This window comes from Clostridium sp. HGF2 (genome assembly GCF_964240115.1).
Lineage (GTDB): Bacteria > Bacillota_I > Bacilli_A > Erysipelotrichales > Erysipelotrichaceae > Clostridium_AQ > Clostridium_AQ innocuum.
On sequence record NZ_CAXSSO010000014.1, the window covers coordinates 70,196 to 85,963 of the forward strand.

A 15,768-nucleotide genomic window follows, 5' to 3' on the forward strand; every position below is an offset into this window, starting at 1 on the left:
TTGAGCAAGTTACAAATGACTCCTTAGCTCAGCTGGCAGAGCAACTGACTCTTAATCAGTGGGTCCAGGGTTCGATTCCCTGAGGGGTCACCATTGTAAATTTGAAAGGCTTTCTTCAATTTCGAGGAAAGCCTTTATTGTATATTATTTAATAATTTATGAAATCAGTTTTGTTGTTTTCCGGATTCAGCACATCCCTCTTACATTTTGGATGAAACAATGCCCAAAACGTTACGGGCTAGGATGCTCGAATGCTGAAAGCACGGATAACAGGATGCCCTGAATCAAGGAACCCTGCATATATCCGAGGTTATGGGAAGACTGAAAATCTAGCTTTCCTGTAACCATTTTCCTTCGCTTACACGCTATAGCTTTGAGCTTCGCTTTCATTCCCTGGATTGCGAAGCCCTCACAGCTACCGGCGTGTTATCCATTATGGCTGTATCTCAGTGCTACAGAAATCCTATCGTATGATAACCTACGCCATTCCTCGGGGGATAGGGTATCTTTTTACCTTTTGTTTATTCATAATCGTATAATTTATGGTGTTCGATATCAATCGTGTTTGTCTTTGGCGGTCTGCCATTACAGCATTGCATAATTACACGCAAGGATGAAGTCGTGTCAGGAAATATCTGTACACCGTTAATTACTTCTTTATCGTAATCATCCTTCGTAACATATACATCATACGCTGCGTAGGGACATACCTGCGGATTGCTTTGCATGGAATGTATGCTGTTTGGGGCAGGAAGAAAAATCGGTTCACTTAAACCATTTTCATCGGTATAACAGCACATTATAAATGTGGAAGTATCCTCTGTTCTTCCATACACTCGTACAGCTGCCGCATTGACGGGAGAGCCATTTGCTTCCATGGCCTCAACTGTTAACGCACCTGTCATTTCACTCACCTCCGATATAAACTATGCAAAGGTTATACTGCTGTTTATGTAAATAGCTGATACACCTGTTCATGAAAATAATTTATTGGATGTGCAGATCATGTTATGCTTCAGGTGAAAGTCCCATGCAGGTGATCTGTGTTTGCCTGCCCTTATATAGTAAAGCTTTTTCAAGCGAGACTCTTTATAATACTGCAGGTTTCCGGATAGGCAGCAGTTGTGTAAGTGGTTCCTACAGATACAGATGAATCTAACGATACGATTATTTCCTTTAGGTGATAGAACAGAAAGGTAAACATAGAAAAAACAATTATGTGAAACTGACGGTATCCGATAAGGGAAGGTGGAAAGAAACTGAAATTTGTTATATAATGTTTACAATCTACAATGACAATAAAAGGAAGATGGTGTCTATGGTATTTCGAAGAAAAAAACATAAAAACACAGCAGAGGAATCGATTGATTTTCATGCACTAGTGCTGGAACAGCTGGAGCATATGTGTGAGGAAGGACAGATTCTTGATGATGCCTTTGTGCTGGAAGCACAGGATATCTATATATATGCAGACGTGATATCGGTTGAGCATAATGTGGCACAGATCGTTTTTCAGCTCCACCATGAATGGCTGGATGATGCCATTCTGGAATCTGTAGCAGCAAGCGGTTCAAATGCGCAGGAGGCGGTTACATTGGCATGTGAGGATTTTTACCGGCATACCCTGCAGCTGTATCTGCGGGCTCTGCAGGGAAAGGCGGAGGAAACTGTTTTCGGCTTTACCCAGCTTCGTCATTACTTTCAGGTGTACAGGAATGAGATACACGGCATCGGAAAGCGGGAAGGTCTGATAGAGCAGGACTTCTGGGAAATGCTGAAGCAGAAGCTGCAGCTGCGTCTTGGCAATAAAAAGGCATACTGGATCAAGGTGTTTGCATCCAAAACCCGTAGCAAAGTATTGTGCGAGGTACGAATCAACGGCAGGGAAGACAGTGAGCTGAGTGAACTGCTTCTGCCCTATGCACAAAACTGGGACTGTATCGGAAGCTATCATACGGAAAAGCAGAACTTTCTGCTTATTCAGGAGGAACGCAGCTATGAACCCTCGGATTTCACAGGGGACAACATCCGTCAGTATACGCGTAAGGCTATCAAATGGTATGAGAAATGCGGAAGCAAGGAGGAGCACAGAAAGCTGCGTGAACAGCTGATTCGTTTATGCAAGGATGATTCTCTGGCATATGAAATCTTTTCCTTCGTTCCGGAAATCTATTGTAAATATGCATATCCGAAGGTGGAATACGGATCACGTCTGTTTCTGATTCAGAAGGATCAGAAAACGCGGGAGCTGTATCAGAGTCAGCTGCAATCCTTCTCCTATATTGAAGAAACGGTTATGGAGCATTTGAAAAAGGATCATGTAAATCGCAGCATTGTCGAAAACGTGATCAGCTTCAGTGCAAATGCCCGGGCTATCCAAAAAGCGATGGACAACGGGGATGCTCTGGATGAGCTCATGATACCGGGAATCGGCTATTATGCCAGAAATGATTATATCATGCGTTAATATCCTTGACGCAGGTCTTTAACTGTGATATGATAACCAAGCAGAAAAGTTAGTGGAAAGTTAGAAGCACCCCTTCTCACCTGATGTCCGAAGGCATAGGTAAAAGCTACAACATATCGAAAAGACGAAATTGTTGATGAGATATTTGAGCGGGTGCATATGAGTACCCGCTTTTCTTATGGCAACATTGGAGGTGTCTATTATAAACAAGAAAGTTATTCCTAACAACGTAAACGACGATCTGGTAAATGAAAAAATCCGCTTCAAGGAAGTCATGGTGATTGATGCCAATGGAGACAAGCTTGGAATCAAGATGCGTCGTGAGGCTCTGGAAATTGCATACAGACAGGAATTGGATCTGCTGTGTGTGGCTCCGAAAGGGCAACCGCCGGTATGTAAGGTGCTGGATTACGGCCGTTATCGTTTTGAACAGCAGAAAAAAGCGAAGGAAGCCAAAAAGAAACAGCATGTTACAGAAATCAAGCCGATTCGTCTGTCCCCGGTTATCGACAAGCATGACTTTGATACAAAAATGCGTCATGCACGCAAATGGATTGAGGACGGCATGAAGGTCAAGGTGGACATGCGCTTCAGAGGAAGACTGATTACGAGACTGGAAGTTGGAAAAAAGATTATGAATAGCTTCACAGAGGAAATCTCAGATATCGCGATTATCGAAAAGAGACCAATTCTGGAAGGTAACACGATGTCATGCGTTTTGGCACCGAAGAAAAAATAGATATAAATTATAGGAGGTACTACTTATGCCAAAGATGAAATCACATAGAGGATTAGCGAAACGAGTTAAACAGACTGGATCTGGAAAGCTGAAAAGAAGTCATGCATATACTTCTCACCGTTTCCATGGTAAAACACAGAAACAGAAACGTCATTTAAGAAAATCCGGTACGGTACACAGTACAGACTACAAGCGTATCAAAGAGATGTTAGTGAAATAATATAGGAGGAATATGAGATGGCAAGAGTAAAAGGTGGATATACAACACGTCAGAGAAGAAAAAAAGTATTAAAGTTAGCGAAAGGGTACTATGGTGCAAAGCACATTCTGTATAAGACTGCTCATGAGCAGGTTATGCACTCTTTCAAATATGCATATAATGACCGTAAGGATCTGAAGCGCAACATGCGTAAGCTGTGGATCGCACGTATCAATGCAGCTGCCAGAATGAATGAGATTTCTTATTCCAAGCTGATGCACGGCCTGAAGCTGGCTAACGTTACGATCAATCGTAAAATGCTGAGTGAGATCGCTATTCACGATCCTAAGGGCTTTACAAAAATCGTAGAAACTGCTAAGTCAGCATTAGAAAAAGCTTAATTGAGGAAGCTTTATGGATGACACACGTCATACTTTGAATGAACTTCTGGTAGATCTGTTCAACTACATTCTCTTGATTGAGGAGAAAAATCTCCGCGATCAGGGAGTAAAGCTGTCCATGACCGAGGTACATATTCTGGAAGCAATCGAAAAGAGTGAATCCAATATGATGTCCGCGATTGCCAAGCGTTTGATGGTAACACAGGGGACACTGACCGTTTCAACTTCCAAGCTTGTGAAAAAAGGATATGTAGAGCGTGTTAAGGATGAGCGGGACAAGAGAATCGTGCGTCTGAAGCTTACCGAAAAGGCAGTGAGTATCCTGGACATTCATAATCGTTTCCATGAGGAAATGATTGAGCGTCTGTTGAATGAGCTTGAGCTTGATAAAGAGGTGGAGCTGATTCAGTCACTGCGTAATCTAATGGAATTTTTTAAAGGAAAATACTAAAGCCTGTTCTTGTTAGCAGGCTTTTTCTGTATGCAGGCAGGGGAATGGTGCTATAATAGGGACAAAAGGTACAGGAAAGAACGGATGCTGTAGGCGCGGAAAAGCAGCGGCATTATGTGGTATCAAAGCGAAAGCATGAAAAGCTATGAAGGTTAAAGGTGAAGATAACGGTATGCGATGAGAGGAGGATGCAGATGAAACGTGCACTTGTGCTAGGTGGAGGAGGCAGTAAGGGTGCCTATGAGCTGGGGGTCTGGAGGGCTCTGGATGAGCTGGGAATTTCCTTTGATATTGTAACGGGAACCAGTATCGGTGCGATGATTGGTGCCATGTATGTGCAGAAGCAGTATGAGCGATGCTTAGAGCTGTGGGAGCAGCTGTCTGTTGATGACATAATTGCCAATGGTGTGAATCTGGATATGGATATCGAGCTGTTGATGTCACAAAAGGGAAAGTATAAGACACTGTTGAAAAGCTATGTGAAAAACAGGGGAGCGGATATCACCCCCTTTGTGAACAAGCTGCAGCATTACTTTGATGCGGAGCGCTTTTTCTCTTCGGATATCGAGTATGCCTGCATGTGTGTGAATGTCACGAAAAAGCAGCCACAGCCGGTCTATCGCCGAGATATGAGCAGGGATACGGCGCTGAATTACATCATTGCCTCTGCCTCCTGCTTTCCTGCATTTCCCATGAAGGAAATCGAGGGGGAGCATTTCGTCGACGGCGGCTATTATGATAACGTTCCCATTGAGCTGGCACGCAGCATGGGAGCTCAGCAAATCGTGGCGGTTGATTTGAAGTCTGTGGGAAAAAGGAAAATACACCGGCCGCAGAAGGATGTGATTTACATTGAGCCGCAGGTATCCCTTGGCAGCTTTCTGCTGTTTGATCAGGTGCGGATTCACCACAATATGGAGCGTGGATATCAGGACACCCTAAAGAAATTCGATTGCTGTCTGGGAAGTATTTATACCTTTTCTCTACAGGACAAGGCGCACATCATCGCGTTTGAGGAGCGAATCCACATGCAGCTGGAACAGATAGATGATCTGGTGGACCGTCGCTATATGAGCAGGCTCGTAAAAAAGGCATTCCACCATCAAATGATTGCCAGCTTTTCTCATTTTCAGGAGTATGACTGGCCGTTCTTACGTATGCTGGAAATGACTGCCCTGGCATTTCAAATAGATGATATCGGCATCTGGAGCTTTCCGAAATTCGCAGAGCAGGTGCTTGCCTGTGCACAGAAGCATGTGAGTATCGCAGAACGAGCTGACCGTGACTCCTTGCATCTGCTGGATGCCGCAGCGTCTTTAAAGGAGCAGAGCACAAAGGAAATCATCTGCTCCATCTATTATTATATGCGGACTGCGGGAGCTGCAAGCCGCAAGGAGCTGGAGGCGGTCGCACTTCTTATGAATGATTCCTTTGTCATGGCATATCTTCTGTTCGCACTGGAACAGCTGGTTGATAAGGGGAAGGGATACAGGCTTTCTTGATGTGGACAGTTTGCGTTTTTCGTAAAGCCTATGGTGCAAATCAAAGTCCGATTGTATATTTCAAGCTACTGCGGATATACGCTGCTAACTCAGCTATGCAATGCGATCTACTTCTTATTCACAAAAGCTGCCTCTCATTTGTGAAAAAACGCCTGCAGGCTTTCCTTACGCAATCGCATATATAAGGAAACCGTTATACTTACGTCCTTACGGAAACTGCCTGCCCTTTCATGAAAGCTGTGCAAACAGGAAGAAGGTCAGGGAGAAAACAAAAAGAGACAGGTGTGGATATGAATGATATCCAGCGCCTGTCTTTTTGACCTGCAATTGCTTCTTTTATCCTTAATATTGTAAGTCCACTTCCGTTTTTAGAATAATGTTTCCTGGTGCGTTGCGTACAGGTATTCGTCAATCGTATTTACGATACGGTCTTTGATCAGCGCTTCCGGATCATTCTCCAAATGTCCCTCGCGAACCTTTGTGTACTGAATCGGCATAAACTGGGACAATACGCTCAAAGGAATACCGCTCTTACGCAGATTGGCAATCAGCTTATCCTTGGCTGCGGTCACCTTAGGATTTGGCATATAATAGCGGCTGCGGTCAGAGAAGCTGTATTTACGCTTGAACCACAGGGCATTGTCATCTCCGTGATAGTGCTTTTTCCAGTTCTTCGGATCCTCCATCATCGCTTCTTCCAGAACATCGATAAAGTTGCTGAGCGCTTCTTCTTTTCCATGATATACGGCCGTTTCGATGTTTGCGAGTGCGAACAGTGCTTCCCGCATGGCATAGGTCAGTCCCGGGCCAACCTTCAGGATACCGACGCCATCCTCGATCAGCTCGCGCAGCTTGAATTTTGTCTGATAATCTGTGGAGTGTCCTTCAAAAATAAGGTTTGGATACTCCTTGATGGACGCCATCAGATCACTGGCCTTGCTGCGGTCATACTCGGTACATCCGTCATCCTTTTCCTCGACACCTGGTTGTACAACAACACCCATAACATCCTTCCAGGTTTCCTTAAGCCCTTCAGCCGCAAAGGCCTTTTCAAAGGTTTTGACAGTAGCCTTGAAATCTTCAACACGGGTAACCTGCATACCGGCACCCTCTTCCTGTGCACCTCCTGGAATCGGTACCTCACTTCCCACGATGTATACCGGACGTACGGCATTTGGATTCTGCTTCAGCAACTCCTGATAGGTTTCCTCGCAGATGCGTGCCAGATGCGCACCGCGCTTTGCGATAACCGCGTCACTCAGACGAATGTTTGGATCATCATCCGCAACCTTCATGCTTGTATCTATATGAATTTTTGTAAATCCGGCAGCTACATAGCAGCGTACCAGCTCTTCTGCCTTTTCCATCGCTTCCTTTTCCGGTAAAGCGGCAAAGGTCAGAGGACCCAGATGATCTCCTCCCAGGAATATACGGCTTTCGTCCACCCCGATCGCCTTTGCTTTCTTTAATACGAATTCGCGGAAGTCTTTTGGTGTCATTCCGGTGTAACCGCCGTTCTGGTCAACCTGATTGGCTGTTGCCTCGATCAGTACGCAGGAATCATCGCGTTTTACACATTCCAGTGCAGCCTCGATAACGTAGTCATTCGCACTGCAGCAGGAATAAATTCCAACCGGTTTTCCTTCCTTCTGTTTAACAACAATCTGTTTTAATGGATTAGCTTGTGGCATTTCAAAACCCTCCTTATATATTAAAATTATAGCACGAAACGAGGGAAAGTAAACGGAAGTGAAACGGAATGCTAGTTTGTATAAAAGTTTTGTACAAAAATACAAACAGAGATATTTTAAACGCGCAAAAACGACAGAAAAGAATACAGAAATCAGCTATGATAAATCAGGAAAAATGAAAATAGAAAAGTAAGTGGAAATTTAGAAATACTTTATCTGAAAAGGTGTTCTTTTGTGATTCCGGTGTGATATACTATAGTGAGATGAGCGAAAAAATCGTATACAAGAAAGGTCGGTGGGGATGATGCTTGACGAACAGGAACAATTTCTCCTCCATCAGATTCGCATTCTGTTGAAGCAGCTGGATGAACGGCAGACAAAACAGAAAGATGAAGAAAAACCGGAGAATAAGGATGACAGATACCGTACACTGTTACAGCTGTCCTGCAAAAATATATGGGAGTTTGATCCATTGACACAGATGATAAGTATAACCTGTCAGGACGGACGCGTAATCATCAATTCCTTTCGCATGCTTATGCAGGGAGTTAATGCGCAGGACCATAAGCGTATCAAGGAAGCTGTGCATCGCATCATGCTGGGAGAAAGCGAAAAGGAGTATTTTTCCTATCAGCGCGAATGCAGGAGCGGTGAAATCCGGTTTTATGAGGTTGGAGCTCATGCATACTGGGTCAACGGCAATCTGCATATCATCGGTGTTACGAGGTCTGTACGGGCGATGGAGGAGCGAATCGAGCGTGTTCTGCATGAACAGGAGAAATTCGATTTACTGCTGAGCATGGCCAATATGTATATATGGGAATACGATGTCGGAAAAAGAGAGTTTTCCGCGAATCAGTCTCTGTGCGACAAGCTGGGACTTCCCATGCGCTCGTATACGGTGGAGCAGCTGAATGAGCTGCTGCAGATACACCAGATGCCGGTCCTGCTGGAACGTATCGAGCGAAAGGCGTTATCGGAGCATGCGGTCATTCATCTGAAGAATATTCAAACCAGTTTCGATTTGATTTTTGAGACGAATTTCAAGGGATTACCGGATAAAAACGGCAATATCAAGGTCGTACTCGGCACTATGAATGATATAACGGAAAAGGAGCTTTTGAAAACAAGCGCCAGCAGGGATCCGCTCATCGGCTGTTTTAACCGGCGAAGCGGCGATATGACGCTGGTCTCCACGTTTCAGAAATTTCAGAATGGGGAGGATTTTTATACCATCATATTTTTCGATGTGGATGATTTTAAGAAGGTCAATGACCGCTATGGACATGATATGGGAGACTATGTTCTGCGCCATGTCTGTGAACAGATCGAGAAGGAAATTCGAAGCAGTGACATGCTGTTTCGCTGGGGCGGTGATGAATTTTTGCTCATCTGCAGTGGAATCAGCAAGGAAAATATCTATGCCTATATCGAGCGTCTGCGCCGTCTGATTGAAAGCTCGGATTTTGTTTTCGACGGCAACCGTGTGCAGGTGACCCTGTCTATCGGTGCAGCGTATTATTATAAGAGTGACCATGATTATCAGGATGCATTAAAAAGAGCCGACCGCAGTGTCTATAAGGCAAAGCTGGCCGGGCGCAATAAGGTATGTGTTTTAAAGTAAGTCAGGCCTAATCCAGCAGCTGGCGAAGATCCTGTGGAAGCGGGCATTCCACGCGCAGCATATCGTTGGAAAGGGGGTGAGGGATGCTTACACGACAGGCGTGCAGTGCGAGGCGGGGACATCTGCTGTCACGGATTCCATATAGCGGATCACTGAGCAGGGGGTGCTGTATTGCGGCCAGATGGACACGGATCTGATGCGTTCGCCCGGTATACAGCCGGCAGCGAATCCATGTGAAATCCATGAAGTTCTGCTTTACAAACACATCGGTTCTGGCACTCTTGCCATGCTCGGATATGCGCATCTTTCGCGCATCGTGTCGATCTCTGGCGATTCCCCGGGTGATGGTGCAGTGCTTCTGTGCAATGTATCCCCTAGCAAATGCCTCATACTCACGATAGATCTGCTTATTTTTCAGCATGGCATCAAGCAGTGGCTGCAGAAAGGGAACTTTGCAGAATATCAGGGCTCCGCTTGTTTCGTAATCCAGGCGGTGAAGCGGGCGAACACAGGTATTGTGTCCCTCCAGAAGATAATGTGCCTTGACCAGATTACAGACGGTGTGTGCATGTTCGATACCGTCACTGTGTACCAGAAGATTCGCAGGCTTATTCACAATGCAAAAGAGTTCATCCTCAAACAGTATCTCCAAATCCTCGTACCAGGGCTCTATCGTATCTTCCTCCATCGCAAGAAAGATGCGTACGGTATCCTGCTCCTGCAGCATATGATTGCCGTGGATGATGCGGTTATTTATGGAAACACGATTTGTTTGATAATATTCATAGCGTTTCTTTTTCGCGGTATGGAAATATGCGAAAACAGCATCGGTATCCGCAAAGGAAATGCCGCGTAACTGCAGTATATTGTTTTTCAATTCGATTTTCATAAAATCACCTCATAATTTTTCGGTCAAATGAATAGAATTTCCTATATGGGTCATGCTATACTGGCATCGAGCCAGGAGGAACTGGTTGTAAAGGATGATCCATAGCAGCAAACGCTACTATGAAGATAACATAAAACAAGGAGGAAATAAACATGAAATTATTAAAATGCTCAGTATGCGGCAACATCGTTGAAATGATCGAGGACAAAGGAGTTCCGGTAATGTGCTGCGGAAAGCCAATGGATGAATTAAAGGCAAATACGACAGACGGCGCACTGGAAAAACATGTTCCGGTTGCTGAAATCGCAGATGGAAATCTGCATGTAAAGGTTGGTTCCATGGAGCATCCGATGCTTGCAGAGCACTATATCACAATGATTCTGGTTGAGGCCGGAGACAACATTATGCGTAAAAACCTGAAGCCCGGTGAAAAACCGGAGGGTGTCTTCCCGCTTGGTGATTACAAGGGGAAAGTGCATGTATATGAATACTGCAACCTGCACGGTTTATGGAAGACTGACATCGAGGCATAACCTATGAAGAATAAGGAGCACCGGATCGTGCTTCTTTTTTTATCACTTTGTATAAATAAGGAAAGCATTACATAAGCACCTGGAGGATTTCCGTGGAGAATGAATCCACAGTTGACTCTTGTGCGTGAGAATTCAGGCAGCAGCCAGTTCAGGGTGCAGCCTACCGGTATATGCCAGAAAGCGCTGCATGCTTTCTTTGTGCGTACAATTTCTTATGAAAAACGAAGAATTCATGAAAACTATGGTATACTATTGAAAAACAGGAGGTCGATCACATGTTTGTAGAGGAGCGGCAGAGTGCCATTATGGAGGAGCTGCATGCCAATGGAAAGGTAAAGGTCAAGGAGCTGAGTGAGCGGTTTTGCGTTAGTGAGGACTTGATTCGTAAAGACCTCAGCGCATTGGAAGCAAAGGGACTGCTGAAAAAGGCATACGGAGGTGCTGTGCTGATTCGTGAGAATATTCATCGCAAGATTGCGGCGCAGCGCAAGGACGTGAATCAGGAAGAAAAGCGTGGTATCGCAAAAGCCGCGGTGGATCTGATTCAGGAAGGAGATGTGGTCTTTCTGGACATATCCACCGTCAATATACGGGTGGCCAGGGAGCTGGTGGAACGGGAGAAGCAGGCAACGATCGTTACCAATATGCTGGAGGTTGTATCCATACTGGCAGACAGCAGTCTTCCTGTGATTTTCATCGGTGGAGAATTCGATTATGGCAGGGACGGCTTTGTGGGGAGTCTGGCAATGGAACAAATAATGAAATTCCGATTCGACATATCCTTTCTGGGTGTTGTCGGTATTGATGTACACGATAACAGCGTATATACCTATATGGCCAATGACGGGGCGACAAAGCGTGCGATCCTGTCCAGCAGTAAGCAGGCGTTTATGGTATGTGAATCGGATAAATTCATGCAGATCGGCAATTACCGCTATGCTGGGGCGGATGAATTTACCGGAATCATAACGGATCATAAGCTGGACAGGGAAAATGAAAAGCTGATGAAAAACATGCAGCTATGTATACAGCTGGCAGAATAGGTCGGGAAATGGAATCCCGGCTTTTTTATTTATTTCTATTGTTTGATAAAAAGTAATAAGAAATAATAACAAAAGTGTTGACAACCGGTAAAAGCATATTATAATGAAGATGTAAACGGAGGTATCTGCCATGGAACTGAAAAAAACTGCTCGAATCGATCTTCTAAAGGAACGTATGCTGTCCCAGCCGCGTTATGTGAGTATGGAACAGGCGATGATCATTACCAGAGCCTATCAGAGGCATGAACAGGAGCCGGTCATTTTAAAACGTGCATATGCACTCCATGATGCTCTGTGCGAGCTTGAAATCGGAATCGAGCCGCAGGAGCTGATTGTAGGAAACCGGACAAAGGGGGTACGCTATGGGGTGGTATTTCCTGAAAGCGGTATTTCCTGGGTGGATCAGGAGCTGGAGACGCTGCCGACGCGTCCACAGGATAAGTTTCTTGTACGTCCTGAGGATGTGCAGACATTTCGCGAGGTCATCAAGCCGTACTGGAAGGGGAAATCATTGGAGGATGTGCTGAAAAAGCGTTATGGAAAAGAAATCAGTGCCCTGTCAACGGTTGTAAAAATTAATCAGAAGGATCATGCACAGGGACATATCTGCCCCAATGTCCGTGAGTGGCTGGAAAAGGGGCCGGCCGGCTTGAAAGAGGAGGCACAGCAGCACCTGCTGGACTGTAAGGAGGAGCAAAGACCCTTCTATGAAAGCATTCTTCTTGTGATGGATGGTGTATGCCGCTTTCTGATGCGGTATCATGATGAATTGCAAAAGGAAGCAAAGCAGCATCCGGACTGGAAGCAGGATATGATAGAGACGGCAGAAATCTGTAAGGCGCTGTCCAAACGGCCGGCTGAAACGTTTCATGAGGCGGTACAGTCCATGTGGATTCTGTTTGTCGTCCTGCATATGGAAAGCAATGCCTCCAGCTTCTCTCCCGGACGTCTGGATGAAATACTGTATCCGTATTATCGCAAGGACAGGGAGCTTGGACGTCTGGATGCGCAAAGAGCGCTGGATATCATTGAATGCCTGTGGCTGAAATTCAATCAGATTGTCTATCTGCGCAATAAAAACAGCGCAAAGTACTTTGCCGGCTTTCCAATCGGCTTCAATATCGCTGTCGGCGGACAGGATGTCCATGGTGAGGATGTATGCAATGAGCTGAGCTTTCTGTTTTTGCTGGCACAGGAGCACATCGGCTTGCCGCAGCCCAATCTGTCTGTGCGCCTGCACAGGGGAACAGGGGATGCTCTTTTAAAGAAGGCTGTTCGCGTCGTGGCAAAGGGAAGCGGTATGCCGCAGTTTTTCAATGATGAAGCAATTATAGCTGAGCTGGAGAAGCTGGGGATTTCCCATCAGGATGCAATGGATTATGCCATTGTCGGCTGTGTTGAGCTGACGACGCAGGGGAATAATCTGGGCTGGAGCGATGCTGCAATGTTTAATCTGAACAAGGTGCTGGAGCTGACGCTGCATCATGGCAGATGTCTGCTTACCAATCAGCAGCTGGGGCCGGATCTGGGCGGTCTGGATACGTATGAAAGCTATGAGGAGCTGGAAAGTGCATTTGATGCCATGATCGATCATTTTCTGCAGCGCATGATTCCGGCCTGTGAAGAGGTGGAAAAGGCGCATATTGACATCCTTCCCTCACCGTTTTTATCCAGCGTTATCGATGACTGCATGGAACAGGGAATGGATGTGACACGTGGAGGCGCTCATTATAATCTGAGCGGTATACAGATGATCCAGGTTGCCAATCTGGCCGATTCTCTGGCGGCGATCAAGGCTCTGGTCTATGATAGGAAAAGCGTAACAGGAGAAGCTCTGCAGTATGCACTGGAGCATAATTTTGCACAGGATGAAATGCTGCGGCAGCGTCTTTTGAACAAGGTGGACAAGTATGGCAACGATGTGGAATGGGTGGATATGCTGGGGGCGAAGTGGGCATCGGCATTCCGTGATAAGCTGCGCTCCTTTACCAATTACCGCAAGGGACCGTATCATACCGGTATGTATACCGTAAGCGCCCATGTGCCGATGGGAGAGCATGTCGGTGCAAGTGCGGATGGCAGACTGGCCGGTACACCGCTTGCGGATGGCGGTATGTCTGCAGTATATGGAAGAGATTTGCATGGGCCTACTGCCGTTTTGAAATCGGTATCCCGTCTGTCCTGTGACTGCACGACCAACGGCGGTCTTCTGAATATGAAATTTCTGCCGGAATTTTTTCAGAATGAGCAGGGCATTGATAAATTTGCCGGATTCTTACGAACCTTCGTCGATTTGAGAATACCGCATATCCAGTTTAATGTTGTGCGTAAAGAGGATCTGCTGGCTGCTCAGAAGCATCCCGAGCAGTATGCATCCTTAACCGTGCGCGTTGCCGGCTATACGGCATATTTTGTGGAGCTGGCACAGGAGCTGCAAAATGAAATCATTGCCAGAACGAGCTATGAAGGCATCTAGCGGCTATGTGTTTGACATCAAGCGCTTCGCTACGCATGATGGAGAGGGAATCCGGACAACGATTTTTCTCAAGGGCTGCCCGCTGCGTTGCGCATGGTGCCAGAATCCGGAGGGACTGCATCCGGTTTTGCAGCTTCTCTATATGGAAACGAAATGTATGCATTGTGGAAGCTGTGCGGCAGCAGCCATCCATGGCGGTGTTTCTATGCAGGATGGGCGAATAAAGCTTGTGCGGGATGCAGTTGAGGACTGGGAAGGTCTGATTGATATCTGCCCGACAGGTGCGCTGCGCTATGATGCGTCCTGCTATGATGTTTCGGATATCCTGCGGGAAGTAAAAAAAGACCGTGCGTTTTTCCGCTATGGCGGAGGGGTTACCCTATCCGGAGGTGAGCCGCTGCTGCAGGCGGACTTCGCACTGGAAATTCTAAAGGCATGTAAGGCAGAGGGGATACATACAACGATAGAAACATCCCTGTATGCACCGCAGGATACGCTGCGGCAGCTGCTGCCCTATCTGGATCATATTTATGCGGATTTGAAAATATTTGACAGTGCGGTGCATAAAGCCTATACTGGAGTGGAGAATGCACAGATTCTGGATAATATCCGCTATCTGCTGTGCAGTGAGGAGCTTCGTGATCGTGTGATCATCCGCACACCGCTGATTCCGGAAATGACGGCACGCAGTGAAAATATTACGGCCATAGCACAGTTTCTGCAGCAATGCTATAAAGGTGTGCGTTATGAACTGCTGAATTATAATCCGCTGGCAAAGGCGAAGTATGATTATCTGGATATGGAATATTGTTTTGACGAGAATCCGAAGCTATATACAAAGGAAGCAATGGAGTCATTCTATCGGATTGCAAGAGATCAGGGTATCCGCAATCTGATTATAGAATAAAAAAATCAGGGAGGACATAGAGATGAAAATTTTAATTGACAACGCAGACATTCAGGAAATCAAAAAGGCTTACGAGTATTTTCCGATTACGGGAGTTACATGCAATCCGACAATCCTGAAAAGAACAGGAAGAAATCCATACGATGTATTGAAGGAAATTCGTGAATTTATCGGTGCGGACGGCGATCTGCATGTACAGGTCGTAAGTGCGAAAGCTGAGGATATGGTTGTGGAAGCCCATAAAATTCAGGAGGTGCTGGGAAAGAACACCTATATCAAGATTCCGGTAGTCAGGGAAGGTCTGAAGGCGATGAAGCTGCTGCATGCAGAGGGTGCAAACATCACCGGAACGGCAATCTATAACCAGATGCAGGGCTATCTTGCCGGTATGGCAGGGGCTGCCTATGTGGCACCGTATGTAAACCGTATTGATAATCTGGGCTATAACGGCGTACAGGTTGCCAAGGATATTCACGATATGCTGAAGCATGCCGGTTTAAAGACCGAGGTGATTGCGGCCAGCTTCAAAAATTCACAGCAGGTACTGGAGCTTGCCAAGTATGGTCTTGGTGCAAGTACGATTGCTCCGGATGTGATCGAAGGTCTGATTAAGGTCGATGCCGCCGTTCTGGCAGTGGATGCGTTCACCAGAGATTTCGAGGAGCTGTGTGGTGAGGGCAACACCATGCTGAACATCTAAAAGGCGCCCATCTGAAGGGTGCTGCACAACTGATTAGCATAGATAATAAAAAAACATGCACTCAAATAGAGCAATGTCATCAACTTAAGGTATCTTGACAAATGTGTGGTTTATTGTATAGAAAACGAAAAAAGGTGAAATGATTA

General features: G+C 45.9%; 15 protein-coding genes and 1 tRNA gene. 13 read left to right on the forward strand and 3 right to left on the reverse strand.

The features are described 5' to 3' along the window. The first annotated feature begins 17 nt into the window (after positions 1 to 17). Positions 18 to 93 (forward strand) — tRNA-Lys (locus ACESPQ_RS18775). A 428-nt stretch (positions 94 to 521) separates the two neighbouring features. On the opposite strand, the gene ACESPQ_RS18780 is transcribed toward ACESPQ_RS18775, so the two are convergent. Next, positions 522 to 905, reverse strand: a complete 384-nt coding sequence (locus ACESPQ_RS18780) for a hypothetical protein (protein WP_002610156.1) — start codon at positions 903 to 905, stop codon at positions 522 to 524. A gap of 413 nt (positions 906 to 1,318) precedes the next feature. On the opposite strand from ACESPQ_RS18780, the gene ACESPQ_RS18785 reads away from it, so the two are divergent. The 6 genes from ACESPQ_RS18785 to ACESPQ_RS18810 all read left to right on the forward strand — a co-directional run bounded on the left by ACESPQ_RS18785 (position 1,319) and on the right by ACESPQ_RS18810 (position 5,759). Then, positions 1,319 to 2,467: a DUF6348 family protein gene (locus tag ACESPQ_RS18785; protein WP_002610158.1), complete on the forward strand. Its 1,149-nt coding sequence runs from the start codon at positions 1,319 to 1,321 to the stop codon at positions 2,465 to 2,467. Positions 2,468 to 2,645: 178 nt separating this feature from the next. Then, a complete protein-coding gene (infC, locus tag ACESPQ_RS18790) occupies positions 2,646 to 3,206 on the forward strand; it encodes a translation initiation factor IF-3 (protein ID WP_002610161.1) in 561 nt (186 codons plus the stop codon). A 25-nt stretch (positions 3,207 to 3,231) separates the two neighbouring features. Beyond that, positions 3,232 to 3,426, forward strand: coding sequence for a 50S ribosomal protein L35 (gene rpmI / locus ACESPQ_RS18795; protein ID WP_002610163.1), 195 nt, complete (start codon positions 3,232 to 3,234; stop codon positions 3,424 to 3,426). Positions 3,427 to 3,443: 17 nt separating this feature from the next. Continuing rightward, on the forward strand, positions 3,444 to 3,806 hold the full coding sequence (gene rplT / locus ACESPQ_RS18800) for a 50S ribosomal protein L20 (protein ID WP_002610165.1): 363 nt from the start codon (positions 3,444 to 3,446) through the stop codon (positions 3,804 to 3,806). 13 nt (positions 3,807 to 3,819) lie between these two features. After that, positions 3,820 to 4,257 carry a MarR family winged helix-turn-helix transcriptional regulator gene (locus tag ACESPQ_RS18805; RefSeq protein WP_002610167.1) on the forward strand — a complete coding sequence of 146 codons (438 nt, stop codon included), beginning with the start codon at positions 3,820 to 3,822 and terminating at the stop codon, positions 4,255 to 4,257. Between the two features lie 194 nt (positions 4,258 to 4,451). Further along, entirely contained in the window at positions 4,452 to 5,759 is a 1,308-nt protein-coding gene (locus ACESPQ_RS18810) for a patatin-like phospholipase family protein (RefSeq protein ID WP_002610169.1), read from the forward strand. Positions 5,760 to 6,127: 368 nt separating this feature from the next. On the opposite strand, the gene ACESPQ_RS18815 is transcribed toward ACESPQ_RS18810, so the two are convergent. Continuing rightward, positions 6,128 to 7,450 carry a class II D-tagatose-bisphosphate aldolase, non-catalytic subunit gene (locus ACESPQ_RS18815; RefSeq protein WP_002610171.1) on the reverse strand — a complete coding sequence of 441 codons (1,323 nt, stop codon included), beginning with the start codon at positions 7,448 to 7,450 and terminating at the stop codon, positions 6,128 to 6,130. 304 nt (positions 7,451 to 7,754) lie between these two features. Between ACESPQ_RS18815 and ACESPQ_RS18820 the strand changes: the two genes are divergently transcribed. Continuing rightward, positions 7,755 to 9,074, forward strand: a complete 1,320-nt coding sequence (locus ACESPQ_RS18820; protein ID WP_373144737.1) for a sensor domain-containing diguanylate cyclase — start codon at positions 7,755 to 7,757, stop codon at positions 9,072 to 9,074. Positions 9,075 to 9,081: 7 nt separating this feature from the next. Here ACESPQ_RS18820 and ACESPQ_RS18825 read toward each other — a convergent pair whose 3' ends face one another. Further along, entirely contained in the window at positions 9,082 to 9,963 is an 882-nt protein-coding gene (locus ACESPQ_RS18825; protein WP_002610175.1) for an RluA family pseudouridine synthase, read from the reverse strand. Positions 9,964 to 10,115: 152 nt separating this feature from the next. Between ACESPQ_RS18825 and ACESPQ_RS18830 the strand changes: the two genes are divergently transcribed. The 5 genes from ACESPQ_RS18830 to ACESPQ_RS18850 all read left to right on the forward strand — a co-directional run bounded on the left by ACESPQ_RS18830 (position 10,116) and on the right by ACESPQ_RS18850 (position 15,622). Then, a complete protein-coding gene (locus ACESPQ_RS18830; protein WP_002610177.1) occupies positions 10,116 to 10,496 on the forward strand; it encodes a desulfoferrodoxin family protein in 381 nt (126 codons plus the stop codon). Between the two features lie 275 nt (positions 10,497 to 10,771). Further along, positions 10,772 to 11,539 (forward strand): DeoR/GlpR family DNA-binding transcription regulator, encoded by a 768-nt coding sequence (locus ACESPQ_RS18835; RefSeq protein ID WP_002610179.1) that lies wholly within the window; start codon positions 10,772 to 10,774, stop codon positions 11,537 to 11,539. Positions 11,540 to 11,669: 130 nt separating this feature from the next. Then, positions 11,670 to 14,015, forward strand: a complete 2,346-nt coding sequence (locus ACESPQ_RS18840) for a glycyl radical protein (RefSeq protein ID WP_257271379.1) — start codon at positions 11,670 to 11,672, stop codon at positions 14,013 to 14,015. Beyond that, positions 13,978 to 14,922: a glycyl-radical enzyme activating protein gene (locus ACESPQ_RS18845; protein ID WP_002610183.1), complete on the forward strand. Its 945-nt coding sequence runs from the start codon at positions 13,978 to 13,980 to the stop codon at positions 14,920 to 14,922. Before ACESPQ_RS18840 ends, ACESPQ_RS18845 begins: the two co-directional genes overlap by 38 nt. Positions 14,923 to 14,944: 22 nt before the next feature. Next, on the forward strand, positions 14,945 to 15,622 hold the full coding sequence (locus ACESPQ_RS18850; protein WP_002610185.1) for a transaldolase family protein: 678 nt from the start codon (positions 14,945 to 14,947) through the stop codon (positions 15,620 to 15,622). Positions 15,623 to 15,768: the final 146 nt, after the last annotated feature.